This window comes from Nocardiopsis sp. Huas11 (assembly GCF_003634495.1).
Lineage (GTDB): Bacteria > Actinomycetota > Actinomycetes > Streptosporangiales > Streptosporangiaceae > Nocardiopsis.
The window spans coordinates 618,092-642,601 of sequence record NZ_RBKY01000001.1; the positions used below are offsets into that span (position 1 = coordinate 618,092).

Sequence of the window (24,510 nt, forward strand, 5' to 3'; positions counted from 1 at the left end):
GACGGGTGTGGAAATTCGCTCCGGATGAGCGCGGGTGTTGCGGTGGGGCCGGTCCGGAGGGTGCAACCTTCGGACCGGCCGCACTAGGTGGCCGGAACCGGCTCGGCCGGTCGGTACCCCTTCGAGGTCATCTCGCAGCACAGCTCGGTACCGTCGAGGTGGCTGTAGGCCGGGGTGTGGCCGATCGGGACGATCCACCCCTCGGGTTCGATGTCCTGTACGAGTTCCTCACAGTGCGGGCACATCATCGGTGTCCTCCTTCGTGTGGTGTCAGCGGATGGTGATCGTGCGGTGGGCCCGGAGTTGGAACAGCGTGGTCCCCATGTCCTCCCGGTACCGTTCGGCACTGGTGTGCTCCCTGACCGCACGCCGCGACGCCTGGCTTTCGCCCTCGGTGCGGTACAGGTGCACCGCCCTGCCCCGCGCGGCCAGCTCCTGGGCGATCGCCTTCTCGTAGGCGGTAGCCAGCTCCTGGGCGTGTCGGGCCCGTGCCCGGTCCGCGATCTCGGCCTCAGTTGGCGGCTTCGGTCGGGCGAATACCCGCCCCGCTATCACCGCAATGGCACGCATCGTACGCAATTCGATAACCCCCTAGAATGACCGGTTCTTTCTCGTTGGCGGTCCGAGGTTCACTTGGTCGGCGTGTGTTTGTCAACTCGCGCCGTGAACCTTTTTCCGCCCGCCCTGTGAACGGTGCCAGTTTCCGGGGCGGGGCCCAAGGTGAACTTGGGTGGCACGGGTTTGTCAACTCGTGTCGCGGAAGAATTCCCCGCCCCGCCCCGGAACCGTGCTGCCGTTCCGGGAACACCCCAATAGCAACTTGGTCGAGTCGGGGTTGTCAAACCGTGTCGCGGGTTTTTCAGAGAATCTTTTCGCCGGACGCCCGGCATGGAGTGGAACCGCGCTCGCGCGCGCACGCGCGTGGGGCCGGCCGCAGGCATGGTCGAGGCCGGGCTGGGCGATCATGATTTCCATCAGCGGAACTGATCTGGGTGATCACCACAGCCCACTGGAACGTTATATAGGAAGAATTAATGAGGAGAGAGAAAAACTTAGGGAAGAGGGGAGGGAGGGGAGGAGGGAGGCCGTAGGCCGGAGACAAGGGGGCGGGTCGGCCGGTAGGCCGACCCGCTGACGGGGAGGGGGCCGCCCGCCCCCTACGTGAAGATGACTACCCACTGGGTATAAGTCTGGACGGCCATCGGCCCACTCAGATGGCCTCCGACCTGCGATGATTACCCCGGTGTGGTGGGCCAGCTAAAATCGGCCCACCCCTCGGCCCGGGTAACGGCCCTTGTGCTGGCCCGGAGGTTCACTTCGGGTTCACTCACCCTCGGGACCGGACCACACCACCAGGACCTCGGGGCACATCCCTTCGCGCTAAACCTGTAATGTCTTATCCTGCAAGCTGGGCACGGCTCTCGAGGATCGCCCGACTCTCCCCGTTTGGCTTTTCCCCGATCAGGGCGAGTTTCTCTTGCAGCAACCCGTAGACCTGATGGGCCATCTCTGGGCGCCCCAGAGAGATATGGATTCCCATGATTCGCTGATAGAGAGGCTCGTTGAATTCGTCAAACTTACAGGCCCGCTCCAACAGGCGAACCTTCGCCTCCTCCTCTGACGCGTTCTCAGCGATCCCTACGAGGGAGTCGACCACGACACGAGAACACGACTTCCGAATCGGCTCCACCCACAGCTCGTCAGATCCGCCAAGAAGCGGTTCGGAGTGCAGTCGAACGACTTCCTTCCACACCTCGACCCGCGCCTGCCCTTGGAGTTCTGGTACTTTCTCGTATGCTGCAGAGAAATCCCACAGGTCGACCGCGAAAAGCAGAGGGTCCAATGCGTACCGGCTGTTGCTGTTCATAATGACGGGATGCTCGGGGTCCTCCAACGCCCCCCGCAAAGACGAGCGAACGCTAGTGAGCGCGTTCTTGCGCGCGGAGGCCGCGCTCGTGGAGTCCACAGCAGCGAAGCATTCCTTGGCGATCTCCTCCGCGGTCGCGCCTTGGGGGTGCACGGCGAGGTAGGCGAGGAGGGTACGCGCCACTGTGCGCAACCCCGCCACTTCCCGTCCGTCTACCTCCACCACCAACTGTTTGGAGAACAACCGCATCCGCACCCGGGGGGTGGAAGAGTCCTCTCCAGGGCAGGGTGTTGCGGGGGTGGGAGGAAACTCGGTGGAGCCCTGGGACTCCGCGAGTGTCTGCTCTGGTTGGAGCTGGCGCTGGGACTCATCCGCTTCCGCGCTCTCACCGGGCCTGGTCCTACCGTGGCGACGCAATGCCCTGCCCTCTCGGCTGGCTTCGGTGTGGGCTGACACCGCCCGCACTCGGCTGTCGATCCCGCAATCCAGTTTGGTCCCCGCGTGATCTAATTCGCCGTGTACACAGACCACCACCTTCGGGGTCGTGGTCAGCGGCTGTGGTGAACCCTGGAACGTGTCGAAGTCGCTGACGTCGCCCACCACCAACAAAGGCCCAGCGGCTACGGCCTGTTCGTCACTTCGCGAACCGTCCTCTTCGTCCACGTGGCGCCGTGCGGCGGTGAGGAGTTCGGCCTCCACTGCGATCCGCGCTTGGGGGATGTCGGCCACCACTCGTACCCCTGGCGGCATCGTCTCAGCACCGCCCAGCGCCGCCAGCACCGCGCGGGTGGCGATCACCGGCCCCGGGAGGTGGTCCGTGACCACCGCTGCCAGGACGCTAGGCGCGTGGGCCCCCACGAACGCGAGCCCGTGCTGGCCGTTGACACGGACTGTGTCGGCCACGAGCACGTAACCGTCCTCGTCGATCACGCCGCGGGCGATGCCGTGCGGGTCCTCGCGCAGCAGCTCGCCGGCGTCAGGCTCGGGTTTCTCGGTGGTGTCCGAGGCCGGGTCTTCCTCGTGTTCACGTTCAGGTGCGTGGGCTTGGGGTGTGGGCTGTTTGCGCCGGGTGGGGCCGTGTCGGCGTCCAGCCGCGTACCCCACAGCCGCACCGACCATCCCCGCTGCAGTGCCGACCAGGACCGCGTCGGGACCCGGGTCCGACTCACCTGCGGTGTCGACGTCCAGCTGCGCCTGGTCTGGGGCGGGCTCCGTATCTGGGGCCTGGGCGGCTTCGGGCTCCGTGGTCGCTTGTGGGGCGGTAGGGCGCTGGAGGGTGTAGGAGACCTCGACCCGTCGGTACTCGCCGTAGGACGCCCGCGGGTTGTCCGGGGCTTGGGAGGAGCCCGCGCCCTGGATCTCGAACTCGACGCCATCCAGATGTTCGGTCAGGTAGTCCGCAACCGCTTGGGCGCGCTGTTCGGACAGGGCCCGGTTGTAGACAGGGTCGCCGACGGGGTCGGTGTGCCCGGTGACCACGACCGGCGCTTCGGGCAGGCCGAAGTCGCTGATGTTGGCGATCGTCGGCTCCAGTGACTCCTTCATTTCAGGGGTGAGCTCGTTGGAGTCGAAGTCGAACCCGGACAGGTTGCGGGTGCGGTCGATGACGCTGCTCTCCTGGTCCTCGCTCGGCTGCTCCGGGGTGTGTTCACTCTGCGGTGCGGGCTGGGCCGGGGCTTCGGCCACGGTGTGCGTCTGCGCTGCGACGGCCGCCGTGTGGGTGCTGGTCGCGGTGGCGCCCCCGGCAATCAGTACCCACATCAGCCGCACCAGCCCCACGCGGGGCACCAGGCCGCGCAGCAGGGCGATGATGTCCAAGGCGACCACGACCAGGTGGGCGGCCCACAGTGCCCACAAGGCCACCACGAGTGCGGCGATGACGACCTCGTCGGGGATCGTGCCGCCGCGTAGGTACTGCCGGAACCAGGTCCAGGTGGTGTGTTCCCCCAGGGGCCAGCCCAGCCAGGACGCCAACCATGCCGGTCCGACCAACAGTGCCACCGTGACCACGGCTTCTCCCGCCACGGACCAAGAGCTTCGCGGCATACCTCTTCCTCATTCCTTCGATGTCGAACCGTTTCCGCGGCCGCTGTGCGCTGCGTGGGCCGAGAGTCACCCCGAGGGTTGGAGAGCCGTGGCACTCGCCTCCGCTTCGATCTGCCGAACGCCGATGGGGAGCAGGCTCGGGGTGTAGGCCGTGCGGGCCAGCACCACCACCCGCCTCCCATCGACCGCCGCCTCTCCCTCCGCCCCCGCCCCACGCAGATAGTCGGTGGCGGCCTGCCGGGCACGGATCGGATCCACGACTGGCGTGCCCTCGCCGAGGGTCGCCACCGGGTCGATGGTGTGGCTGCCCACACGCGCGGCCGAGTGCGCCACCCCCAACAGCTCCGACTTGGCGAGCAGCATCTGCCCGCCCTCCCACACCAGCGCGAGCACGATCATCACGGCGGGCACGAGCATGATGAGGAAGACCGACGCCTGTCCGCCATCCCCGTGCCGACGGAGGCGACGACGTCGCCGGGGCCGGAAGGAAGGCGTCATGGTGTGGGTCCTCGGTAGGGGTCGACCGGGGAGGTCGCGGTGGCGCTCAGAGTGCGCTGTCCGCCGAGGCCGCCCAGGTCGATGACGGTGACCGTGCATGCCACTTCCACTCCCGCCACCCCGCCCGCGCCGAACCGGGAAGTGTCGATCGAGGCGGTGAAGGGATCGCAGACCACACCCCGGTCGGCCAGCTCCCCTTTAGCCGCCTGATGGGCGTGCGTGCGGGCGGAGGCGGGGTCGCGTTGCAGGGACGCGGCCCGTGCCGCCACTGAGGCGGCGTCCTGGGTGATGAGCGCGGCCGAGACCTGGCGGCCCGCCACCACGACCAGCAGCAGCGCCAGTAGGAGGACGGGAACGAGCAGGGCCAGCTCGACCGTCGCGCTCCCGGTATCGCCACGACTCCTGCACCGCTGCCGTTGCGCCTTCAACACGTTCATGGCGTCAGGCGTTCGACGGGACCGGCGGCCTCGTAGGTCACCGGCACCACCACCCCCGGCAACAGGCTCACAGCCTGGCCCGTCACCCGCACCCTGGCCCTCTGTCCGGTGCGCTGGACCTCGACCTGCGCCCCCTGCAGCACCCCGCCGCCCAACTGGTCGCGGGCCTGCTCGGCCCGCTCATACGCCCCGGCGGCGGTTCCGTCGAAGGCGCGGGCCGCCGCCAGCGTCTGGGACGCGACGGCCTGGGCCCGGTGCTGGGCGTGCGCCCACACCCCCGCCTGCACCACGGCGAGCACCATCACGAACACCACCGGGAGGACGAACAACACTTCAGCGCTGCCCTGGTCGCTCCGAGCCGTCAGCCACTTGCGGGCGTGACGCTGGGCCAGTCCCGTCACCGGTTCACCCCCAGGTTGATGGACTCGGCCGCCGTGGTGAACTCCTGCACCAGGATTCCTCCGACGACTGTGGCGATCGTGATCGCCACCACGATCATCAGGATCCATTCCGTGGTCGCCGCCCCCACATCAGATGCAACTTTGTGTGACGGTGTGAGCCATGCACGTACACGGCTGCGTGCACGCCGAAGAACGCCCTTCACATCGAACCTCTTTGTCTAGAAACCGGCCATCACGTGGGTGAGGGCGACGAAGCAGGTCAGCATCAGGAACCCGGCCACCAGGCCCATCGTGGGCAGTGTCATCCGTTCGGTGGCCGCGTGCGCGGCGGCCTCGGCCTCGGCCAGCCGCCGGGCCCGCAGAGAGGCCGCCTTCGCCGTCAAGGAAGTGCGGGTGCGTGCCCCGGAGGCACCGCTCAACCGCAACGACGCGGCCAGTTCCGCGAGCTCTCGCACCCCGGTCTCTGCGGCCACGGTTTCGAGCCCTTCCCACGGGGGCCGGTGGCGCAGGGTCGCGGTGCGCACCGCGTCGCGGATGCGTTCTGGAGCCCGCCCCCTTCCGTGGTCCAGCGCTGTAGTCAGAGCTCCGGTACTTCCCGCTCCCGCTGCCAGACCCATCACGACCAAGTCCGCCAGCACCGATGTAGCGGCTCGCAGTTCGGCGCGAAGTTCCGTGGCGGCGCTGCGGGCGGCCAGGTCCGGGGCGAGAAAGCTCGCCCCCGCAGCCAGGGCCGCGAGCAACCCCACAACGAGGGAGCCGGGGAAGACGACGCTGCCCCCGATGGCCAGCACAACGGCGAGGACGAGACCGAGCCCTGTCGCGGCGGCCTTCTCCGCCCGGTAGTTCTCCACCGGGGTGCCCGCCGCCGCGAGTGTTTTGGTCATGGCCAGCCCTGGGATGCCGGCGTGGGCCAGCAGACCGCTCGCGCGTTGTCCGACCCGCCTGGCCCACCCGAGCCCGGGCTCAAGGCCGGGCTTCGGCTCAGGGTTTGGGGTGAGGCGTTCCGCCAGGCTGGGGCGGCGCAGCCCATAGGCGGCAGCACACACTCCCGCTCCGACCAGGCCCCCCGCTACGGACATCATGACCGTACTCACCTTGCACCACCCGCCCCAGCAGCATCCGCGAGAGCAGGGGTGAAGGGGCGGGCCTGCCTGGGCGGGCAGGCCAGGCGGGCCAGCCAGAAGAACGACACGCCCCACAGCCCTCCGACCGCTGCGAGGACGAGCTGCCCGGTGAACGTGCCCAGCGGCTCGAGGAAGCCGGGGTTGAGCGCCGCCATGCTCACGAGCATGAACGTGGTGGCGGCGGCGATGATCCGCACCGAAGAGCGCACCCTGGCCCGCGACGCCGAGACCCGCGCCACCGTGCCCGCCCGCTCCCGGGCGGCCTCCGCGAGCCGGGACAGGGCCCCGGCCACGTCCCCGCTCTGGCGGGAGGCGCCCATGGTCAAGGTGATCGCGATCAGATCTGCGAGATCGGAGTCGAGCTGGTGGGCGAACACCACGGCCGCTTGCTCCATGGACTGGCCCGCGCGCAACCGGGCCTCCAGAGCCTGGACCTGGTCCCGAATCAGCTCCGGGGCGAGTGGCACCGTCGCGGTGACGGCCTGGTGCAACCCCGAAGCACCGGTGATCATGTCCCGTAGCTGCTCCGCCCAGGTGGCGAGCGCCTCGGCCAGGTCAGCCTCGGCCTGGGCTGTGTTGTCGGGGCCGAGCAGGGCGGGCATCCACCACCCCGCAGCGGCGGCGAGCAGCGCGCCGACCGGCCACCCCGTCACCACCCCGATCACAGCCCCCGCAAGCGCGGCACCGGCCGCGCGCAGCCATGTGCGGCGCTGGCGAAAGGGCTTTGTCCACCGAAGCGAAGAAGACGCAGCAGGAACTGTGTGCCAGGGGATGAGGGTCATCGTGTAGGCGGCGCAGGCGATTCCGGCCCCCAGCAGCGCTCCGCCGATGGCCAGAGCGCCCACGTTCCAGTCCCACGGCATCAGGACCACCCCCGCACCGTGAATCCCGCGCGGGCCAGGCGCTGGCCGATGAGTCCGGACGGGGCGCACACCACGCTTCCCCCAGAGTCCTCAGCTGAGCGAACATACAGCTCGTTGGAGATGACCTGCTCGCCTTCGGAGCCCACGACCTCGCGGATGCTCGCCACGAAGCGCTCTCCGGACGCGGTGGTGTCGATGTGCACCACCAGGTGCACGGCCGCGCCCACCAGCGACGCCGTGGCCGAGGCGGTCAAGCGCTCGGGGGATTGGGCGCAGTACGCGGCGACCTTCGCGAACACCTGCTGTGAGCTGGAGGCGTGGATGGTGGACATCGACCCGTCCGTGCCCATGCTCATGGCGTTGAGCAGCGCGATCGTCTCGAGGCCTCGGGTCTCCCCGACGATCACCCGGTCCGGGCACATCCGCAGCGCGGCCCGCACCAGCTCGGCCAGAGTGATCTCGCCCAAGCCTTCGATGTTCGCGGGACGTCCCTGGAACGCGACGACGTCCGCGTCGACCAGGTGCCGGTGCAGCCCCAGCTCCATCGAGTCCTCAACGGTGACGATCCGCTCGCCCTCGATGGTGCCCGCCAGGGCGCGCAGCAGCGTGGTCTTTCCGGCGTTCGTGGCACCAGAGATGACCATGTTCACCCGCGCCCCGACCGCCGCGAGAAGCAGGGCGCGTGCGGCCTGGTCGACCATGCCCGACCGGGCCAGGTCCCCCAACCTCAGGAAGCGGTGGGGGTGGCGTCGGATCGTCACCGTTGGCCGCGCCGCGACCCCGGGCATCACCGCCGACAACCTGGACCCGTCCTCGAGTTCCATGGACAGGATCGGCGCGGCCATGTCGAAGCGGCGCTCCCCACCGCAGGCGCGGACAGCGGCCCGCTGCACCAGAGCGACCAGGTCGGCGTCGGTATCGACCACCGGCGGGCGGTGTTCCCGGTGTCCCCCGCCGTAGTCCACGACCACCGGGTCGCTACCGGTGATGTGGATGTTCTGCGCATTGGGGTCGGCGAGCAGCTCCTCCACCGGGCCCAAACCCAGAACATGATCCAGGATGAATTGGCGCAGCCGGGACTCGTCCGCTGGGGCCGGTGTTCCCTGGATCAGGGCGGTACGTGCCCGATCCTCCAGGAGCCGGTCCACAAGTCGGCCCACCTGGTCACGGTTCACCGCCTCGCCCGGGTGGTTGATGAGCTGTTCGGTGACCTGGCCGGCCAGGCTCGCCGCGGTGGTGCGCAGGGCGGCCTCGTCCGGGGTCTTCCCGAGGACGGGAGCCAGGTGTGGTGCATCGTGTGTCGTCGTCACGCGACTCCCACCTCCACCGCACCGCGCTCACGCACGGCCACACCGATACCTGAGAAGTCATCGCACAGCTCAGCCAGGGACTTGGCGGCCTTGATCAACGGCATCCATTCCAGGGAGTCGGGGTCGCGGCGCTGGGACCGCCACGCGGCCCACCGATCGCGCAAACGGGTGGGAGGGCGGTGCTCGCCCCGCACCAGAGCCGCCCCCACCGAGTCGTGGGGGATGCGTGCCCACACCGGCAGATTCGCGGCGATCTGGGAGACCTCCCCGTCCGAATGCGGGCACGAGCCGGTAATGGCCAGTCCGAGGCGGATACCGTCGTCCCGCAGTGAGGCCAGGACCGGAGCGCACGCCCGCAGCCGCGCAGCGTGCCCCACCTGGCCCGGGTCGGCCAGGACGATGACGACGTCGGCGTGGCGGAGCAGGGCCGCCCCCGCGGACCCCGGCACCGCCCGCCCCACGTCCAGGACCGTGACCCGGCCCGAGCCCAGCAGGGCCGGGTTGTGGGCGAGCATCGCCACCGCCCGACCGGCCTCCAGCGGGTCGGCCGGAGCGGGGACCACACGGAGCCCGCCGGGCACCTCCACCGCATAGCGCAGGACCGCCTCTGTGACCGGTGCGCCGACGAGGCCCGCTTGGGCCCACGCCTCACCTGCGCCCGACACCCGCACGGGAGCGGGGGTGCGGGAGGCCACGGCCAACGACACCAGCCCCTTGTGTGACTCGTCGGAGTCCAGGCTGCGCCAGGCCGCTATGTCGCCGCCGGAGGCGTCGGCCTCCACCAGCACCGGAACGGTCAGAGGGGTCGAGGGCCAGCAGGCCGCGACAGCGGTGGCCAGGCTCGTCACGCCCGGTGCTCCGCTCACAGAACACACCGCTACGATCATTCGGCCCCCTCCGCTTCCGTGGCCGCCTGCACCCGGTCGTAGGGGTTGACGACCGCGACTTGCGCCTGCCCGCCCGCCACCGCCTGAGACAGATAGGCGGCTTGCTGACGGGGCAGGACCACCTCCAACACCTGCTGCCCGTCGCCGAACCCTTCGCCCTCGTGCGCGACGACCCGGTGCACCAGCCCCGTCACCACCCCCGAAGAACCCTCCGAGGCCTCATCCTCACCGCCGTCGCCACCGGTGGTCTGTGCTGGTGCGGGCCCGGGGACGATCAGGTCCACCGTCGCTCCCTCGTCCAGGTCCTGGGGGAGCGGTCCCACGGGCACCGCGACAACGGTCTGCCCCTGCTCCGGCCACAGAGCACTGTTCCCGACCGAGCCCGCCACCAGCGGCGACCCAGCGGGTACCGGCCTGGTCAGCACCATCCCCTCCACCGTGTCCGGGGACAGCAGACGCATTCCCTCGGCCTCAGCCATCTCCACCAAGGACACGTCCTCAGTCCCGATCACGTGCCCGGCGGGCAGATCGGCGGTGAGGACGGCGACCGTGCGCGTCTCCTCGCCCGCCAGCCCCACCCACGCCCCGGCCACACACCCCGAGGCGATCAACGCACCGGCCAGCAGAGCCCACTTCCACCGGCGGCGCGAGGTCGCCGCCAACCGCACCGACTCCCATTCCCCACCCGCCCCCGTCGGGTTTTCCCTGGTTTTCTGGTCTGTTTTATTGGGATTCGCGAGCGCGACCATCCCACCCCTTCCTTGGTCATCGTGTCTGTTGCGTGCCGTCAGCGGACGTGAGTGATCACGTGGTGGATCTCGCTCACCGGCACCGCGACGGTCGAAGACGTGGACAGATCGTCCAGGTCCCCGCCCCTGCCATCACTGCTGGACCAGGACACCCCCCACTCCCACACCGCCCTCACATCGACCGTCGCCCCCGCCCCTGCCTCGGGGAGAGTGGTATAGGTGTGGCCGCAGTCCGGCGAGCCCTCCTCCCGGTACACCGCCTCGGAGAAGACTGTGCCGGGCCCGGCGCAGACCACCTCGTGGCCGTCTCCGGTGTCCCACACCACCCGGTCCGGAGTCGCGAGGACCGTCACCGACCCGGCACTCACCGAGGCCGTCGCCGACACCGGCCCCCACTCAGCTGCGTCCACCCACATCCACGACGGCAAGTTCACGAACCTCGGCTTGCCCAGAGCAGGGGCCGTGCCGATGTCCGGCGCAGGCAGACGCATCACCGCCCGCGCCTGCTCCGCCAGCACCGCAGGATCGAACACCTCAGCACCCGTGCCGCTCGATATCGCCTCACATTCGGCCAAGCCCGGCGGCATCTGGTGAGGGCCCTCCAACCCGGACTGCGCGAACTCCACATCCGGGATCGCGCAGGCGGGACCGCTCTCCCCGTTCGCATCGCCGCTTCCTTCTCCGGTGGGGACGTCGGAGGCCACCGGACCACGAGCGGGTGTGTGAGCCGTGACGTCGCACGCGCCGTCCGCGCAATCGGTACTCGTGATGAAACCGCTGTCAGCCTCGACTCTCAACGGAGATGCGAGGACCGCGACGACGATGCCCACCACAAGCGTTCCCCTGGACCGCACAGATGTCGTGGTCAGCATGATCCGTAGCTCTCCAGCCAGAGGTCATCCACCCGCCACTCTCCGTCGTTGGCAACAACGGTGGCCGCCACCAGCCGCGAGCCTCCCTCCATCCCCTCGTTCTCGTCCTCGACCACCCAGGTCGAGTCATCGACGCAGTCCTCCACGGACACGGTGGCCGGAGATCCAGTGAGGTCGCTGTCGACAACCTCGGGATCCGTGGCAGGTTCCCCTGTGGCCACCGCACCGTGCAGCATCGCTGTGGTGAGTTCGAGCGCCTGTCCCGAGGCGTACTCCTCCAGGTCCGGGTGGCCGACCGCTCCTTCGTGGGAGCCCTCGACCACCACGCCCCACATGCCTCGGTAGGCGTCCAGTGCCAACTCCTCCGGCGACGGACTGGCGGGTGCCGCTAGGGCGGGAGGCGTGCGCGTCGGCTCGCTGACGGGATCGCTCACGTCCGTTGCGCATCCCGTGACTGCCACCGTGACTCCTACTGCTGCCCAGCACGCTGCCCGCACACCCCCACCGCCGATTCCTCACCGGGCACGGCCCTGACACCGTGCTTTCGATGAGTGACACTAACCACACACAGAGTCATCGCACAACCGCCATCCGAACACTCACGGTGATCAAAAATGTGAAGAGAACCACCGGATTTCGATGTCGCACGCTCTACCTGCATAAACACGATCGGCGGCATGCAGAAGGGGCTGCCTCCGCAAGAAGACAGCCCCGAATTCACGGTCCGAGGTCAGGCCACGGGCACCCGCAGCGCGTCCCACTGTCGAACCAGCGCCGCCAGTTCGTCCCACTCCCCCGGGACGGCCTGAGCACCCATCTCGGCAAGCGCGCTCGGAGCGGACCTTGCCTGGTCGGAGTCACACGACGCCACTCGTCGCCGTTGGAGGCGTTGGCGTTGTTCGTGTGCGACCAGGTACGGGCGCACCGCCCGCACTCCGTCGTCGTCCACACACCAGCCGAACTCCGGCAGCTCTGGCGGGGCACCCGATCCGGTCCCCTCGCTACCCTCGGTGAAGAGGGTCCACGCCCGTTCCGCCTGGGTGCGTCGCACGTCGTCATAGCGACTGACCCACTCCGGCTCACACCCCGAAGGCAAGGACGTGGGGCGCAGGGGTTCCCGTAGCGGGAACGAATACAAGCCCTTCCGTGCCGACTCCGGCGACGGCGGGGACTCTGCTCCGATGATCGCCGCGAGTACCGTGCCCACTGCCCGCCTCGTACGGCTGATCCAGTCTCGTCGGCGCCTGCGGTGCCGACCCGTAACATGACTCATAGATCTTCCTCCTGCTGACTCAGGTGGGGGATCACGCCTCGGGCGGTGTGCAACCACTGCCCGAGGCGCCTTCTTTTCCGTGCGGTCTTGTCCGATATCCGGGTACTCGTGCCCTGGGCGGGGTGGGTGTCAATGGCCCCGAAGGTCGGCCGCCCCTCGAAGCTGCGCTTCCGCACCCCGCCCGGCACAGTCCGGCTCCGCTAACCCGTGTCGACGTCCACCAGAAGCAGAGCGCGGGCGGCGTTTCTCAGGGCACATCCAGGCATGACAAAGAACCCCATTTCAGGCATAAGAATTAATCCGGTCATATAGGAATAGCGCGTTCACCCGGGCTGAACAGCGCTTTTGATGTTTCCCTATACTCGCGAGAAGTTTCAACCCGAATGACTCAGAAGAGTCACAGCCCCACGAAGACGAGGGCAACGCGGCGGCGTTCCCGCGTGGCCCTCAGCCGCCCCGACGCGCCCCCAGCGCCCCAGGGGCACGCAGACCCCCGCACCAGTGGCGTCCGCACCGACAGCGGCGCTGTGGGGCACGTCAGCCCGGCCGGACGGCGGCCACGAACACGCTGCTGTAGTAGTCCCCCTCGACGGCCTCGACGCGGATGGACTGGCCGGTCCGGGGTGCGTTGACCATCTGCCCGTCGCCGACGTACATGGTCACGTGCGAGGGAGAACCCCCCGGCGCACCGGTGTCGTAGAACAACAGATCCCCAGGCTGGAGTTGGTCCAGGCCCACGCGGGTTCCGGTGTTGACCTGGTCGGTGGTCACCCGCGGAAGGCTCACCCCCGCCGCCTCCCACGCCTTCAACGTCAACCCCGAACAGTCGAACGCCCCCGGGCCCGTCCCACCCCACAAGTACGGTTTGCCGACCTGGGCCAGAGCCCACTCCGCAGCGGCCCGCCCCTGCTCGCTGCTCCCCCCTGACACCCCTACCGGCACCTGGGCGGCGGCCCGGGAGGCGATCTCGGCGTACTCCTCCGCGAAGCCCAGCACGTCCCCCACATAACTCCGCGAGCGGTTGTAGCGCAGCAGCGCGTCCTGGAGCTGGTCATCGTCGGTGAAGTCGACTCGTGGCCCCTCGGGGTGGCTGACGCACAGGTACACCGCCGCGCTCAGCGTCGCGTCGAAGACGTTGTGCGGGTCGGCGACACCGTTGCCCGACCCGTCCAGTCCGTGCTCCGCCCAGGTGGTGGGGACGAACTGCATCGGCCCCACCGCTCGGTCATATTCGGTGTCCCCGTCCCACCTCCCTCCGTCGCTGTCCCTGTGCGGGGTGGTGTTGCCGCCGGCCCCGGTCCCGTCCAGGCGGGGGCCGATGATCGCCGGATCGACGTCCCCGTTGCTACTGATCCGGCTTCCGGCGGCGTGCTCGGACTCCTTCCTTCCGATCCCGGCCAGGACCGGCCAGGTCAGACCCGTGCATCCGCTGTGGACCTCCTCCAGCCGGGCAGAGGCGGTGGCGTAGGCGCCGAGCAGGACGTCGGGGATCCCCTCCACCCCCTGCGGCAGCCCCGTCCGGTGTTCGCTGTTCTCCATCGCGCCGATGAAGACCACCAGCACGAAGAAGAGCACCCCCGCGCTCGCGGCCACCAGACGGATCACCCCTCGCCCTGCTCGGGGACGGAGTGGTGACGGCCGATGTCCACCAACCGCAACCGGTCCGGGGAAGCCGAGGAGCCCACGGCACGCCAGACCGCCTCGGCCGGACCCTGCGCGGCGAGCCGGGCGTGGGTGCTTACGTACACGCCCACCAGGTCGGAGACGTCACCGGACAACTTGGCGGCGAGATGGTTCTCGCGCTGGTCGGAGTGGACAGCGAACAGCACAATCGACGCAAGCCTGCTCTCCCGCGCCAGGCGCGCGTACCCGCTCATCTTGCGCTGCACCTTGGTCAAGGGCTCGGTCCCGGTGTCGTACTCCCAGAACGCGTCCAACTCGACCAGGCCCTGGTGCCAGCGCATGTACGCGTCGGGGCGGATATGGCGGCCCCACCGGTGTGCGCACTCGCGCTCGTTGTCCCAGCGCACCAGCTGCGCGACGGGTAGAGCTCGGGCGGCCTCGGTGGTCAGGGCCAGGCACTCCACCAGACCGAGCATGTGCCCGAGCCGCCCGGAGTGCGCCCAGGCCAGAACCCGGTCCTGGCGAAACCCCAACTCGCCCGGCTCCATGCCCCGGTGTTCGGCCACCAGCGCCGCCCCCACCGGGGCGAGAACCCAGTGGTCGGGCACCCGTACTCGGTTGAAGGGCCGGAACCGGTCCAGCAGCCCGTACCGGTGCAGTACGAGCAGCCTCCTGCGGACTCGGCGGGCCTCCCCCTCAGAGAAGTAGAGCCGGTGGATCTGATGGGTGGTCATGACATGGTGCTCGTACAGCCCGTTCAGGATCTCCCTATCCCTCGGGGTCACCCTGGGTGCCAGCCACACCAGAGCCGACCCGTACTCGGTGCGCTTGAGAACGCGCCCATCCAACTCCTGTGGCGTTGAGTTCACGCAGTGCCACCTTTCGATCCCCGAACTTCAGTGGCGGGCTGGTCCTCGCCCGCCCCGTGGTCGCGCGCGGCTTCGCGGACCTGGGTGGCCCGGCCCGCGATTGGGGGCGGCAGCGGGCGGGTGCGCACCGTCACAGCCCCCTGTTCCTTCGCCCCGACCAGCGGGCGGACGACTGCCTGGTAGGCACCTAGGTGTGTCAGGTCGTAGGCGCCCAACACCGGCAGGGTGTGCTGCTGCAGGCTCACCGAGTCATCGGGTGAGGCGGAGAAGTACACCTTCGACCGGGCGTTCGCCGACACCGCCTTGCGCAGGTCCGCGGGGAGCTGGCCGAGTTCCTGGTGGGCCAGGGTCAGCCCGAGCCGGTAACCGCGGGCCTCGGCCAGCATGTCCTCCAAGCTGCCGGGCAGGTTGAGGAAGTTCTGGCACTCGTCCACGTAGGCGCTCAGGTCCTTGCGCTGGTGTTCGGGGGTGTGGATGCGGGCGGTGACCGCCTGCCAGGTCGCCGCCAGCGCGAACGACCCGATCAGCGAACTGGTGTCCTCACCCAGGCGGCCCTTCGGCAACCGCAGCAGGACCAGGTGCCGGGTGTTGAACAGGGTGGGCAGATCGATGGTGGAGGGCCCGGAGGCCACCACTTGGCGCACCCACTTGCGCAGCAGGGCCGTTCGGAGCTTGTTGAGCACCGGGCCCGTCACCGCGCTTCGGGCCGAGACCGTGAGCCCGGAGTACCAGCCCCAGAAATCCTCCAGGGCTTCGTCCGGGCCGCTGCGAGCGGTGACCTTGCCCATCACGTCCTGGCGCAGGTCGTCATTGGCCAAAAGGCGCGGCACGTCCCCCAGCGTCAGGTTCGGGTCGGCCGCGCGGGTCAGGGTGAGAGTGGCGGCGCGCAGGATGTCGTCGGTCCTGGGCCCCCAGTACTCGGCGTAGATGCGGCGGAAAATCCCCACCACCGTGTCGCTGGTGAAATCCGGATCTCCGCCCTGGAGCAGGTTCAACCGGGGCGGCCGTGCTTGGTCGTCGGGGTCGAACAGCACCACCTTGTCTGCCGCGTGCTCGGGTAGGCGGGCCAGGATGTCGGTGACCAGGTCTCCGCGTGGGTCGATCACCAGGCCTGCCCGGCCCGCCTCGGCGTCTTGGAGGACGAGGTTGGCCAGCAGCGTGGACTTGCCGGAGCCGGTCTTGCCGAGGATGTGGGTGTGCTGGCGCGCCTCGGGCACGCCCAAGGCGATCGGGCGGCGTGTGCCGGCGTCGGAGTCGCCGATCACCCGGGTGTTCTCGCCTCCGCGCGGTACCGCCGGGGCGGGTGCCGCCGGGCGTGCCCCGGCCCGTAGGAGCCCGGGGACGCATGTGTCGGTGGGCAGGTGCGCGAGACCGGACAGCTCGGCGGTGGACAGCAGGGACCCGTATCCGAGGAAGCGGTTGGTCGCCCACCAGGCGGGTTTGAGCATGAAGCGGCGGTCCAGGTGGTTGGTGCCCGAGGTGAACGCCGCGAAGGCTGAGGCCACCCCGTGCGCCCGCCCCCGCAGGCGCTCCTTTCCGACTTGGCCGTCGTGGGTGGTGGTGAGGATGTAGGCGACATCGCACGCCAGCCTCGGACTGGACGCCTTGGTCAGGATCGCCCGCACGTCATCCCCCGTCCCTGGAAGGTTGGAAGGTCGGGTGCGGGCACCGGTGTGTGTGGTGGGGTCCAAAGCGTCGACCAGGTAGGTGCCCACCCCGGTATGGCCCTGCAGACGGGCCGCCGCCTGGCGGGCCCGTGCCGCACGCCACCCCGTCACAGGTCGGGCGGTGACCCGCACCAGAGCGTGCTCACCCTCGATCAGGTCCTCCAACGCGCCCAGGAGCGGGCGGGCCGGGTCGTCCTCGAACTTCGTCCGCAGTGGGAACGCCTCCGCGCGGCCGAGCCGCAGGTGCCCTCCAGTGGTGTAGGCCCCAACGGGAAGCGGAGACTCCCCAGGGGGGAGGTGGCGGGTGGTGGTCGTCGCTCCGGGCCAGGCCGAGGAGATAGCGCGCTCCACGGTCCCCGGCGGCACGACCCCCGGCACCCACACCTGGAACCGCATCCCGGCCGCCGACGCGACGACCTCCATGGCCAGGTGGGGTTGGACCAGCCACCGCGACCAGCTCGGCTTGAGCAGCCCCAGCGTGTGGTTCCAGAACGCAGTCGCGTTCTCCAGCGACGCGTCGGGCGGGGGCAGGATCTCCACCACCCGCGCCTTCTGGGACAGATAGCGGTGTCGGGCCAACCGCACCCCCACCAGCGCGGCACACACCACCGCCCCGGTCAGCGAGATCACACCGAGCAGGAGGAAGAACCCTCCGTTGAGCAGGAAGTCGACCATCACGCCACCGCCCCGTCCCCGAACCCATCCACGCCGTGAACGGGGCCGTCACCCCGGTGCCCGTGCTCCTGTTCCTCTTCTTCTGCGGCCCTCATGGCGGCCAACTCGGCCGGGTCGGAGGTGATGAGCCGGTGCTCAATCTGGGAGGCTACGGGATGGAAGCCCACCCGCTGGTGCCCGGCGACCAGCAGCGCGCTGCCCCGGGGTGCGGTACTGACCAGGTGGGTCTCCCCGGACGAGAGGTGAAAGGTCTGGGCCACCTGGTCGAGGTTCTGCGGGGCCTGTTTGAGCAGCACTTGGGTGGCGGCGTTGGCGATGACCACCCGCCCCAATTCGGTGCCGAGCACGTCCCCCACGTCCTGGGTGATCAGGGTCAGACCCGCCCAGTGCTTGCGCCCGGCCTTGGCAAGACGGGCGAGGTAGCGAGCCGCGGCCGGGTCCTGGAGCAGGAGCCAGGCCTCGTCCACCACGACCATGCGAGGCCGCGTCTCCGGCGCTGCGGTGACGTGACGCCAGATCGCGTCCAACGCCAACAGCACCCCGACCGAGCGGACCTGGTCCGGCAACTCCTTGAGAGAAACCACGCTCAGGTGCCCGGCGACTCCCGCGCTGGAGGCGCCGTCGAACAGGGTCGCGTGCGACCCGTGGACGAAGGGCTCCAACCGGCCTGCCAGCCGCTCAGCGGCCAGCCCGTGGGCGTCTCCTACTCCGGGGTCGGTCGCCAACTCCTCCAGCGCGGCGGACAGGTCGGCCAGAACCGGCGCGGGCCGCCCCCATGTGCTGGGGTCCCTGGTGATCCCGGCCTCCGCGTAGGCGGTGATGATCGCCCGATCCAGGACTGCCTTCTCCGTGGAGAACAGCTCGCCGACCATCGCGGCGATCAGGGTGTGCAGGAACAGCGCCCGATTCGTGAACGCCTGCTTGTCGGTGCTCTCCGCAGGAAGCGTGAAGGGATTCAGCTGACCGTCCGGGGTGCCCAGGCGGAGTGTGGTGCCGCCCACGGCTTCGGCCAGGCGCAAGTATTCGCCCTCGGGGTCGATGACCGCGACTTCCACCCCGACCAGCAGGGACCGCAGGACCTCTAGTTTCGCAAGGTAGGACTTGCCGGCGCCGGAGCGGGCGAGGATCACGCTGTTGTGGTTGTCCAGGCTTCCGCAGAACCGGTCCCAGGCCACCACGCCGTTGCTGTGGGTGTTGGTGCCGTAGACCACCGTCGTCTCGGCCAGGTCCGCGACCAGCTCGGGTGAGGTGAACGGCAGCAGAGTGGAGGCGGCGTCGGTGTCCATCGACCGGCCCATCCCCAGCACGTCGGTGCCCAGGGGGAGCGTGGAGATCCATCCCTGCAACGTGCGGAACGTCGCCGGGGCTACGTCCACCAACAGCGACGCGCACAACGCCTTGAGCTGTTGGAGTTCGGCCTCCAACGCCTCCAGGGTGGGGGCGTGCACGGTGATGTACACGCCCACCCGGAAGAGTCGGCCCTGTCCGGTGGCGATGCGGTCCGCGATCTCGGCCGCGTCCGCCGCCGCTGTTACCTGGTGGGGGTCCTCTACCCGCCCCTGGGCTGTGCTCGTGCGATGCGCGGACTCCAACCTGGCCCGACGCTTGCGCAGCCGGGTGGCCGCGGTCGGTGCCGGAACCGGGACCAGGTGGAAGGCGATGTCGAGCTGGCCGGGATAGGTGAGCAGCGGCTCAGCCCACCCCGCACTCACCTCGCGTGGGAACCCGGTCACCGCCAGGGTCTGGCACACCCCGCCCTCCACTTGAAGGTGGCGTGCTCCGACGTGCATGGCCGGTCCGCCCAGTGCGGGCGATCCGGGTCGTGTCCACAACGTGTCCATCAGTGCCCCTCTTCTTCGTGCTGGCGTTCGTGTCCGTCGTTGATCTCGGTGTCCGGATCGGGGTCGGCGAGGGCTCCGCCCGGGGTGACCATCGCCTGGAGCAGAACCTGTTCGGCTTCGGTGCCTTCCAGGACCTGGGCGCGGATGCCGAGGGCGGCGAGCCGGTCGGCGGTGTCCTGCGCGGTGCGAAGCAGAGCGGCGCCCGCTCGGCGGGCAGAGCCGGTGGCGGTGACAACGACGACCACCTGCTGGTGCGACAGCTCGTGCGTGGCCGCTAGGTGGTCTAGGAAGTCGGCGTGTGCCATGGCGGCGTCGGCCAGCGCCGGGTGCGGCAGGTGGTTGACGTTGTCGCGCACCATCGCGGTGAATCCCGACAGGTCGGCGCTGCGCCGCTGAACGAGGATCTGCACCGGGTCATTGAGCGCGTCCAGCGTCCCCGCGAAGGCAGCCAGGACCTGGTCCTGTTCACGTCCGGAGGCCAGTTGAAAGGGCAGGGTGGTGCAGGAGACGATCACCGCGCACCGCCCGCCCAGCTCGATCACCCCCTCCGGGGTGATCGCCGAGGCGGGCAGCCGCAACGGCTCCAAACGGGGTGCCCGTCGCATTCTGGGCGCCCACCGGGGCGGACCCGGTACCTCCCCGCTGGGTGCGGGCACCAGATACTTCGGAGCGCGAGCCCAGGCCAGAGCACTGGCCGCGACCCGCTCCAAGCCCCGACCGTCGCGCTCGCTCAGCGCCACGGCGATCACCACCCCCAGGACGGGGGCCAGGACCATCGCGATAGCCCACAACGGCATGTGCTCGCGCAGGAGCAGGTAGGCGCCCCACGCCCCCACCACCGCGGGCGCGATGAGCAGGAGTTGACGGGCGGTCAGGTTGAACAGCAGGGGTTCGGGCCGGTCGATGTCAGCGGGGATCCGTCCCCGCCACGACGACGCCTCATCCGATGCCACACGCGTTCCTTTCACTGTGCGGGTTCACTTCTGGTCCGGGCGCGGGAAAAGCCCGTACTGCTTCCACACCCGCCTCGGGTTGGGGAACAGCGGCTGTTGCCCCTTGACGTGCGGCGGCTTGCCCCACGACACGGCAGGCATCGTGGGCAGGTGACGCAGTCCGGCCGACGGGCGAGGCGACTGGTCCGGGAGGCCCACGCGTTCGGGGGCCTTGCGGCCCGGCACACGGACCGGTGGCGGGGTCGGCAGCACGCCCTGACGCCACCGCCGCTGCGGCGGCATCGCCGCCCCGGACCCAGCGCCTCTTTGCGAGACCCCGGCCTTCCTGGAGGCGCCAGGTGCTGTGGGCGGTGGTAGCTGTCGTGGGAACAGCGTCTGTTGGCCGGTCTTCGGCGATCCGGGCATCCGCCCCTCCTCCAGGGACCGGCGGGGCGGTGCGGGTGGGCCGGGACGCGGTGCTGGTACGGGTACCAGGGCGCGCTGGCCCGGCAGAGCAGGCGGGCTTCCTGGCGGAGGCGATCCCGGCCAGGGACGGCCCCCGCCAGGGCCTGGCAGAGCGCGCGGCTCGCCAGCGGTCAGTGCGCCAGCGGGCTCGGGCGCCTCGTGGCGTGGCCGGTACCACCACGCCTGCGACTGGAGCGGCTGCAGACCGCCCGACGGCTTGGGCTTGTAGCGGGGCAACTTGCGGCCAGGCGTCTTCTCCCGAGAGAACTGCCACCGCAACGACGACGCCGGAGCACGCGGCATCCGCACGTTTCCGACCGAGCGGAACGCCATCATCCACGCGATGTTCTTCAGCATCGCGGCGATCGGCGAGGTGCCGGGGTTGGGCTGCCACACCAGCTTCATCACCCAGGCGCTGATCCGGATCTGCACGTACAGCAGCACCAGGAGCAGCATGATGTTCATCAACCAGCCCGCATCCGCCACATCCCCCGGGTCCGTGGGAGAGGCGAGCACCGTGCTGGCCAACGCGATGCTCTGCGCTCCGGGGCCGGTGTCCAAAACCAGTGAGGGCTCGTGCGCGGCTGCGTCGATGGAGCCCATCGGGCCGAAGAAAGTCATCTGGCCCTCGAAGAACAAACGGGCCATCGCGATGAACACGATGGACTGGGCGATCGGGATCGCGCACAGCCCCGCCATCGACTTCCACCACAGCTCCGCGATCCGATTCGTGTGCGGCAGGGCGTGAAACATCAGCAGCAGCGGTGCCCCGATCACCAGGACGATCACCATGCAGATCCGTACCGCCTCGGTGAGCATCCACACCACCAGCAGCACCACGACCACCACCAGGAGCAGGATGGAGAAGACGAGCGCTTCCTGCAGGATCACGTCCATCCGGTCACGGAGATTGACCGCCGCTTCACGGGCGTCGATGCCCTGCGCCCCGACCGCGGCGGCGATCTGGTTGGAGGCGGACACCATCTCCTCGGACACCCACAGCGAGAAGTTCGACGCCACGAACGCGAAGACAGCCCGGGGCAGGATGTCGGCGGCCGAGTAGCGGCTCTGCACCGTCTGGTAGCACATGGCCACCAGACCCCCCGCCACGATCAACAGCACGAAGAGAACATTCGACGTGCCGAGAATGCCGTCGTGCAGAGCCTCCATGCCCGCCGTCGGTTCCGGGGTGTGGAACGCCTTCTGCGCCAGCCACCCCAGGGCGGGGTTGAGCCCGGAGACGACGAAGTCAGCGAACCAGTTCGACACGTGGCAGCCGGGGTCGACAATCCCGCAGTCGAACACCTTGCCGTCCGTGTCCAGCTCCACCGGCTCATCAGACGGGCCCTGCTGCTCGCGCAGCGGAGGCTCTCCCTCGCGCGGGTCCTCCGGCGGTGGGAGCGGGTCATCGGTGATCTCCGGTGCCGGTCCCGTTTCCTCAGGTTCGGGCTCCGGTGCGGGCGCGGTCCCGGGGTCTTCCGGTGGCGGCAGCGGATCGTCCGAGGGCGGAGGCAACGGCTCGTCCGACGGCGGCCCCGGTTCGACCGGCGCCCGCCACGGTGCGGGGTTCACCCACCGCTCCCAGTCGCTCCCACCGAGACGATCCAGTCCAGGATGTCCATCAACACCGTCGCCAGGATCGCGATCCCATAGCCGATCGCCGCCCCGGACAGCGCCCTCTTGGCCCCGTCGATCTGACCCGGTTCGCCGTTGGCGGCCAGCCACCGCACCCCCGCGATCGTCAGGAACAGCGTCCCCAGCGCGCTGGCCAAAGCGATGATCACCAGCCGAATCCGATCCACGACCCGGCGCAGCTCAGCCGTCTGCGTGGCCGCCGACTCCTCATCGGCGGTTTCCGCCCACACCCACGCGGCCTCATCACCCACCGCCACCCACCACACCGCCACAGCGGCCACGGCCACCACCTGCCACCGCACCCGGCGCCACGAGGCGCCCCGCACTGATGCCCTCACCCGATCCCCCTCCTACCGGTCCGCTGCCGGGGCACCAGGCGCTCGGCGCCATGCGCCCGAGGCCCAGTGCCCGTATCTGCTCCCCTAACAAGCCACCGGAAAGGGCCGATACGACATCGACGCCGTGAGAATTTTCGGCTCGGCCCCCGAACCGAGGCGTCCGCGGCAACGCGCGGGGGGTTCCCCAGGCCGGACGAAGGCGTCAGCAATCACCACCTCGCCCGCATCCACTGCCGCCACCAATCGGGCTTCGGCGCGCTCGCGGCGCTTGGCCACGGCCCGGTAGGACACCCCCAGGTCCTTCGCCGCCTCGGCCAGGGGGAGGCCTTCCATCCGCGTCTGGAAGATCAGCCGCGCCTCGACACGTGAGAGCACCCCGGAGCGCACCGCGGCGGCGAACAGCATCTCGACGCTGCCCTCTTCACCAGAGGTGGACGCCGCCAGCCGAGTCGACTCGCTCGTCGGGCGAGGCGCGTTCTCCTCACGCCTGCGCGTGGAGAGCGCGACACGGTGGGCGGACCGTGTCAGGTACCAGGCGAGACCGGCGTAGGCGGTGTTGATGGTGCGGACCCGGTGGATTGCCTCGGCCACGATCGCGGACTCCACCTCGTCCACGCCTGCCGGCGTCAGCCCTCGGCACGCGCGTCGAGCGATCGATCGCAGCGCGGGCATGCACAACCCCAGTACGCCGACCATCCAGTCCTGGGAGAAGCGAGCCCCTCGGACGGCGTGGCGCAGCACCGCGTCCTTCACCTCATGCGGGCTGTTCTCATCCATCAGGACTTCCCGCAGCTCGTACAGCGAATAGGTCCGGTCCTGGAGCCAGGAGTGGACCGTGGATCCGGTCAGGGTCAGGTGCGTGGGTGCCAGATGAGTGAAATGGTTTTCGATGACGGTCAGCGGCGACAGAGAATAAGCCATGAGTCCCCCAGAAGTACCAACGGGAAGCGACAAGAGAACTCAACACCACCGTTGACTCAGGCCCTACTCAGAGCATTCTCAGCCGGATCTCAATCCGCACTCAAGGCGTTCTCACACAACCCAAGGGAGAGTAAAGTTTTCAGGCCGTCGACATCAGAGGGACACGCCGAGCAACAGCCCACCGCACTCGTAAGATGGCGCTTCACCTGCACAGATGCACTCTCTCCCAGGACTCACACAGGAGGGATGAGCACGTTGCGAGTGGACTGAGAGGAGCATCTTGATATTTTCTCGACACACCTCCGAGCCCGAGAATCACTCAACTGCCAAGCGTGTACTCACGGGAAGCTCACTCCGAACTCAACGGCTCCCGAAGGGGAATCAGAGGTGTTGTCCTTCCTGGCATATTTCGGCAGTTGTTGTGCCGCGTAAGAACCCAAGGGGCAAGCAGGATCACTGCGATCAACCGCCATGGTCGGCGCTTCATTCCGGGAATCACGAGAAGCAGCGAGGGCCGAAGGTTCGCAATGTCGGAATAGAAGGCTGTGCTTTGCCGTGTCCTCGCCCCAACACATGAGGCAACTCAGAAGCCGGTTCTGGTCAACGATCTGACACAGCGTGAGCGTGAGGGTCGGGCTACGGTGGCACGCTCACTGACGCGCCCCACTCTTGGCGCACGCTCGGGCGGGTCGGGGGCAGACCAAGGGCTCAGGAGGCACTGAGCAGGGCAGTAGTTCCAACGTTGGGAGACGGGACCGGCCCCTGCCTCGCGATGCGCCAGGGGCCGGTTCATACGCTCTGGGGCTTTGCGACAGGACTGCGCCTCACCCTTGGCGGCGGTGGTACTCCTCCATCGCCTCAGGCGTGTTCAGCGGGGAGGGCACCCAGGCGACGTCGACCTCAACCTCGCGGTTCTGGATGCGCCGCTCCTCCTCGGTGAGGTACTCCTCGGGGATGTCGAACTCGCCGTCGCGGGCCCCCAGGACGAAGGCCTCCCACTCGGCGGGAGTGAAGAACAGCGTGCCCTTCTCCGGGGTCTTGCCGTCACGGACAGCCCGGAAATCGTCGTCGAAGCGGGCCACCTCGACGACCGCCTCGGAGTCGTCCCTGGACAGCGAGGAACGCATCCACACCGCGTGGGTGGTGTCGTGCCACTTCTCGTTGCCCATCGCCTCTGGAGGGAGCCCCAACTTGGCCTGGTCACTCATTGGATCTCC

General features: G+C 69.2%; 24 protein-coding genes. All 24 read right to left on the bottom strand.

What is annotated here, in order from left to right:
* Positions 1-83: 83 nt before the first annotated feature.
* Positions 84-248 carry a hypothetical protein gene (locus DFP74_RS33425; RefSeq protein ID WP_158612955.1) on the bottom strand — a complete coding sequence of 55 codons (165 nt, stop codon included), beginning with the start codon at positions 246-248 and terminating at the stop codon, positions 84-86.
* Positions 249-270: 22 nt separating this feature from the next.
* A complete protein-coding gene (locus tag DFP74_RS02690; protein WP_121180248.1) occupies positions 271-570 on the bottom strand; it encodes a hypothetical protein in 300 nt (99 codons plus the stop codon).
* 826 nt (positions 571-1,396) lie between these two features.
* Positions 1,397-3,877: an OmpA family protein gene (locus tag DFP74_RS02695; RefSeq protein ID WP_158612956.1), complete on the bottom strand. Its 2,481-nt coding sequence runs from the start codon at positions 3,875-3,877 to the stop codon at positions 1,397-1,399.
* Between the two features lie 102 nt (positions 3,878-3,979).
* A complete protein-coding gene (locus tag DFP74_RS02700; RefSeq protein WP_121180250.1) occupies positions 3,980-4,411 on the bottom strand; it encodes a pilus assembly protein TadG-related protein in 432 nt (143 codons plus the stop codon).
* On the bottom strand, positions 4,408-4,848 hold the full coding sequence (locus DFP74_RS02705; protein WP_121180251.1) for a TadE/TadG family type IV pilus assembly protein: 441 nt from the start codon (positions 4,846-4,848) through the stop codon (positions 4,408-4,410). The genes DFP74_RS02700 and DFP74_RS02705 overlap by 4 nt, the downstream gene beginning before the upstream one ends.
* Complete coding sequence (locus tag DFP74_RS02710; protein ID WP_233570770.1) at positions 4,845-5,249, bottom strand: TadE/TadG family type IV pilus assembly protein; 405 nt, start codon at positions 5,247-5,249, stop codon at positions 4,845-4,847. Before DFP74_RS02710 ends, DFP74_RS02705 begins: the two co-directional genes overlap by 4 nt.
* Positions 5,246-5,377: a hypothetical protein gene (locus DFP74_RS34855; protein ID WP_255499297.1), complete on the bottom strand. Its 132-nt coding sequence runs from the start codon at positions 5,375-5,377 to the stop codon at positions 5,246-5,248. Before DFP74_RS34855 ends, DFP74_RS02710 begins: the two co-directional genes overlap by 4 nt.
* 90 nt (positions 5,378-5,467) lie before the next feature.
* Positions 5,468-6,133, bottom strand: a complete 666-nt coding sequence (locus DFP74_RS02715) for a type II secretion system F family protein (RefSeq protein ID WP_121187986.1) — start codon at positions 6,131-6,133, stop codon at positions 5,468-5,470.
* Positions 6,134-6,339: 206 nt separating this feature from the next.
* Positions 6,340-7,236, bottom strand: a complete 897-nt coding sequence (locus DFP74_RS02720) for a type II secretion system F family protein (protein ID WP_121187987.1) — start codon at positions 7,234-7,236, stop codon at positions 6,340-6,342.
* Positions 7,236-8,546 carry a CpaF family protein gene (locus DFP74_RS02725; RefSeq protein WP_233570771.1) on the bottom strand — a complete coding sequence of 437 codons (1,311 nt, stop codon included), beginning with the start codon at positions 8,544-8,546 and terminating at the stop codon, positions 7,236-7,238. Before DFP74_RS02725 ends, DFP74_RS02720 begins: the two co-directional genes overlap by 1 nt.
* The gene (locus DFP74_RS02730) at positions 8,543-9,412 is read right to left on the bottom strand and encodes a hypothetical protein (RefSeq protein ID WP_147453808.1); all 870 of its coding nucleotides are present in this window, start codon (positions 9,410-9,412) and stop codon (positions 8,543-8,545) included. The genes DFP74_RS02725 and DFP74_RS02730 overlap by 4 nt, the downstream gene beginning before the upstream one ends.
* A gap of 17 nt (positions 9,413-9,429) precedes the next feature.
* Entirely contained in the window at positions 9,430-10,095 is a 666-nt protein-coding gene (locus DFP74_RS02735; RefSeq protein ID WP_121187989.1) for an SAF domain-containing protein, read from the bottom strand.
* A gap of 125 nt (positions 10,096-10,220) precedes the next feature.
* Positions 10,221-11,054: a hypothetical protein gene (locus tag DFP74_RS02740; protein WP_121180254.1), complete on the bottom strand. Its 834-nt coding sequence runs from the start codon at positions 11,052-11,054 to the stop codon at positions 10,221-10,223.
* Positions 11,048-11,488 (bottom strand): hypothetical protein, encoded by a 441-nt coding sequence (locus tag DFP74_RS02745; RefSeq protein WP_147453809.1) that lies wholly within the window; start codon positions 11,486-11,488, stop codon positions 11,048-11,050. The genes DFP74_RS02740 and DFP74_RS02745 overlap by 7 nt, the downstream gene beginning before the upstream one ends.
* Positions 11,489-11,784: 296 nt before the next feature.
* Positions 11,785-12,105 carry a hypothetical protein gene (locus DFP74_RS02750; protein WP_233570772.1) on the bottom strand — a complete coding sequence of 107 codons (321 nt, stop codon included), beginning with the start codon at positions 12,103-12,105 and terminating at the stop codon, positions 11,785-11,787.
* A 759-nt stretch (positions 12,106-12,864) separates the two neighbouring features.
* Positions 12,865-13,932 (bottom strand): NlpC/P60 family protein, encoded by a 1,068-nt coding sequence (locus DFP74_RS02760; RefSeq protein WP_233570773.1) that lies wholly within the window; start codon positions 13,930-13,932, stop codon positions 12,865-12,867.
* Positions 13,929-14,819, bottom strand: a complete 891-nt coding sequence (locus DFP74_RS02765; protein WP_121180257.1) for a replication-relaxation family protein — start codon at positions 14,817-14,819, stop codon at positions 13,929-13,931. The genes DFP74_RS02760 and DFP74_RS02765 overlap by 4 nt, the downstream gene beginning before the upstream one ends.
* Positions 14,816-17,161 carry a type IV secretory system conjugative DNA transfer family protein gene (locus DFP74_RS02770; protein WP_121180258.1) on the bottom strand — a complete coding sequence of 782 codons (2,346 nt, stop codon included), beginning with the start codon at positions 17,159-17,161 and terminating at the stop codon, positions 14,816-14,818. The genes DFP74_RS02765 and DFP74_RS02770 overlap by 4 nt, the downstream gene beginning before the upstream one ends.
* The gene (locus DFP74_RS02775; protein ID WP_233570774.1) at positions 17,161-19,002 is read right to left on the bottom strand and encodes a VirB4 family type IV secretion system protein; all 1,842 of its coding nucleotides are present in this window, start codon (positions 19,000-19,002) and stop codon (positions 17,161-17,163) included. Before DFP74_RS02775 ends, DFP74_RS02770 begins: the two co-directional genes overlap by 1 nt.
* Positions 19,002-19,955: a PrgI family protein gene (locus tag DFP74_RS02780; protein WP_121180259.1), complete on the bottom strand. Its 954-nt coding sequence runs from the start codon at positions 19,953-19,955 to the stop codon at positions 19,002-19,004. Before DFP74_RS02780 ends, DFP74_RS02775 begins: the two co-directional genes overlap by 1 nt.
* A 24-nt stretch (positions 19,956-19,979) precedes the next feature.
* Complete coding sequence (locus DFP74_RS02785) at positions 19,980-21,971, bottom strand: hypothetical protein (protein WP_147453810.1); 1,992 nt, start codon at positions 21,969-21,971, stop codon at positions 19,980-19,982.
* Positions 21,968-22,372 carry a pilin gene (locus tag DFP74_RS02790; RefSeq protein ID WP_233570775.1) on the bottom strand — a complete coding sequence of 135 codons (405 nt, stop codon included), beginning with the start codon at positions 22,370-22,372 and terminating at the stop codon, positions 21,968-21,970. The genes DFP74_RS02785 and DFP74_RS02790 overlap by 4 nt, the downstream gene beginning before the upstream one ends.
* An 84-nt stretch (positions 22,373-22,456) precedes the next feature.
* Positions 22,457-23,293 carry a sigma-70 family RNA polymerase sigma factor gene (locus DFP74_RS02795; RefSeq protein ID WP_121180261.1) on the bottom strand — a complete coding sequence of 279 codons (837 nt, stop codon included), beginning with the start codon at positions 23,291-23,293 and terminating at the stop codon, positions 22,457-22,459.
* 824 nt (positions 23,294-24,117) lie between these two features.
* On the bottom strand, positions 24,118-24,501 hold the full coding sequence (locus DFP74_RS02800; RefSeq protein WP_121180262.1) for a DUF397 domain-containing protein: 384 nt from the start codon (positions 24,499-24,501) through the stop codon (positions 24,118-24,120).
* Positions 24,502-24,510: the final 9 nt, after the last annotated feature.

What these genes read in the sequence shown, in the direction of transcription:
- DFP74_RS33425 (WP_158612955.1), bottom strand. Translation starts at nt 248, where the DNA reads ATGATGTGCCCGCACTGTGAGGAACTCGTACAGGACATCGAACCCGAG.
- DFP74_RS02690 (WP_121180248.1), bottom strand. Translation starts at nt 570, where the DNA reads ATGCGTGCCATTGCGGTGATAGCGGGGCGGGTATTCGCCCGACCGAAG.
- DFP74_RS02700 (WP_121180250.1), bottom strand. Translation starts at nt 4,411, where the DNA reads ATGACGCCTTCCTTCCGGCCCCGGCGACGTCGTCGCCTCCGTCGGCAC.
- DFP74_RS02705 (WP_121180251.1), bottom strand. Translation starts at nt 4,848, where the DNA reads ATGAACGTGTTGAAGGCGCAACGGCAGCGGTGCAGGAGTCGTGGCGAT.
- DFP74_RS02715 (WP_121187986.1), bottom strand. Translation starts at nt 6,133, where the DNA reads ATGACCAAAACACTCGCGGCGGCGGGCACCCCGGTGGAGAACTACCGG.
- DFP74_RS02720 (WP_121187987.1), bottom strand. Translation starts at nt 7,236, where the DNA reads ATGCCGTGGGACTGGAACGTGGGCGCTCTGGCCATCGGCGGAGCGCTG.
- DFP74_RS02740 (WP_121180254.1), bottom strand. Translation starts at nt 11,054, where the DNA reads ATGCTGACCACGACATCTGTGCGGTCCAGGGGAACGCTTGTGGTGGGC.
- DFP74_RS02770 (WP_121180258.1), bottom strand. Translation starts at nt 17,161, where the DNA reads ATGGTCGACTTCCTGCTCAACGGAGGGTTCTTCCTCCTGCTCGGTGTG.
- DFP74_RS02775 (WP_233570774.1), bottom strand. Translation starts at nt 19,002, where the DNA reads ATGGACACGTTGTGGACACGACCCGGATCGCCCGCACTGGGCGGACCG.
- DFP74_RS02795 (WP_121180261.1), bottom strand. Translation starts at nt 23,293, where the DNA reads ATGGCTTATTCTCTGTCGCCGCTGACCGTCATCGAAAACCATTTCACT.
- DFP74_RS02800 (WP_121180262.1), bottom strand. Translation starts at nt 24,501, where the DNA reads ATGAGTGACCAGGCCAAGTTGGGGCTCCCTCCAGAGGCGATGGGCAAC.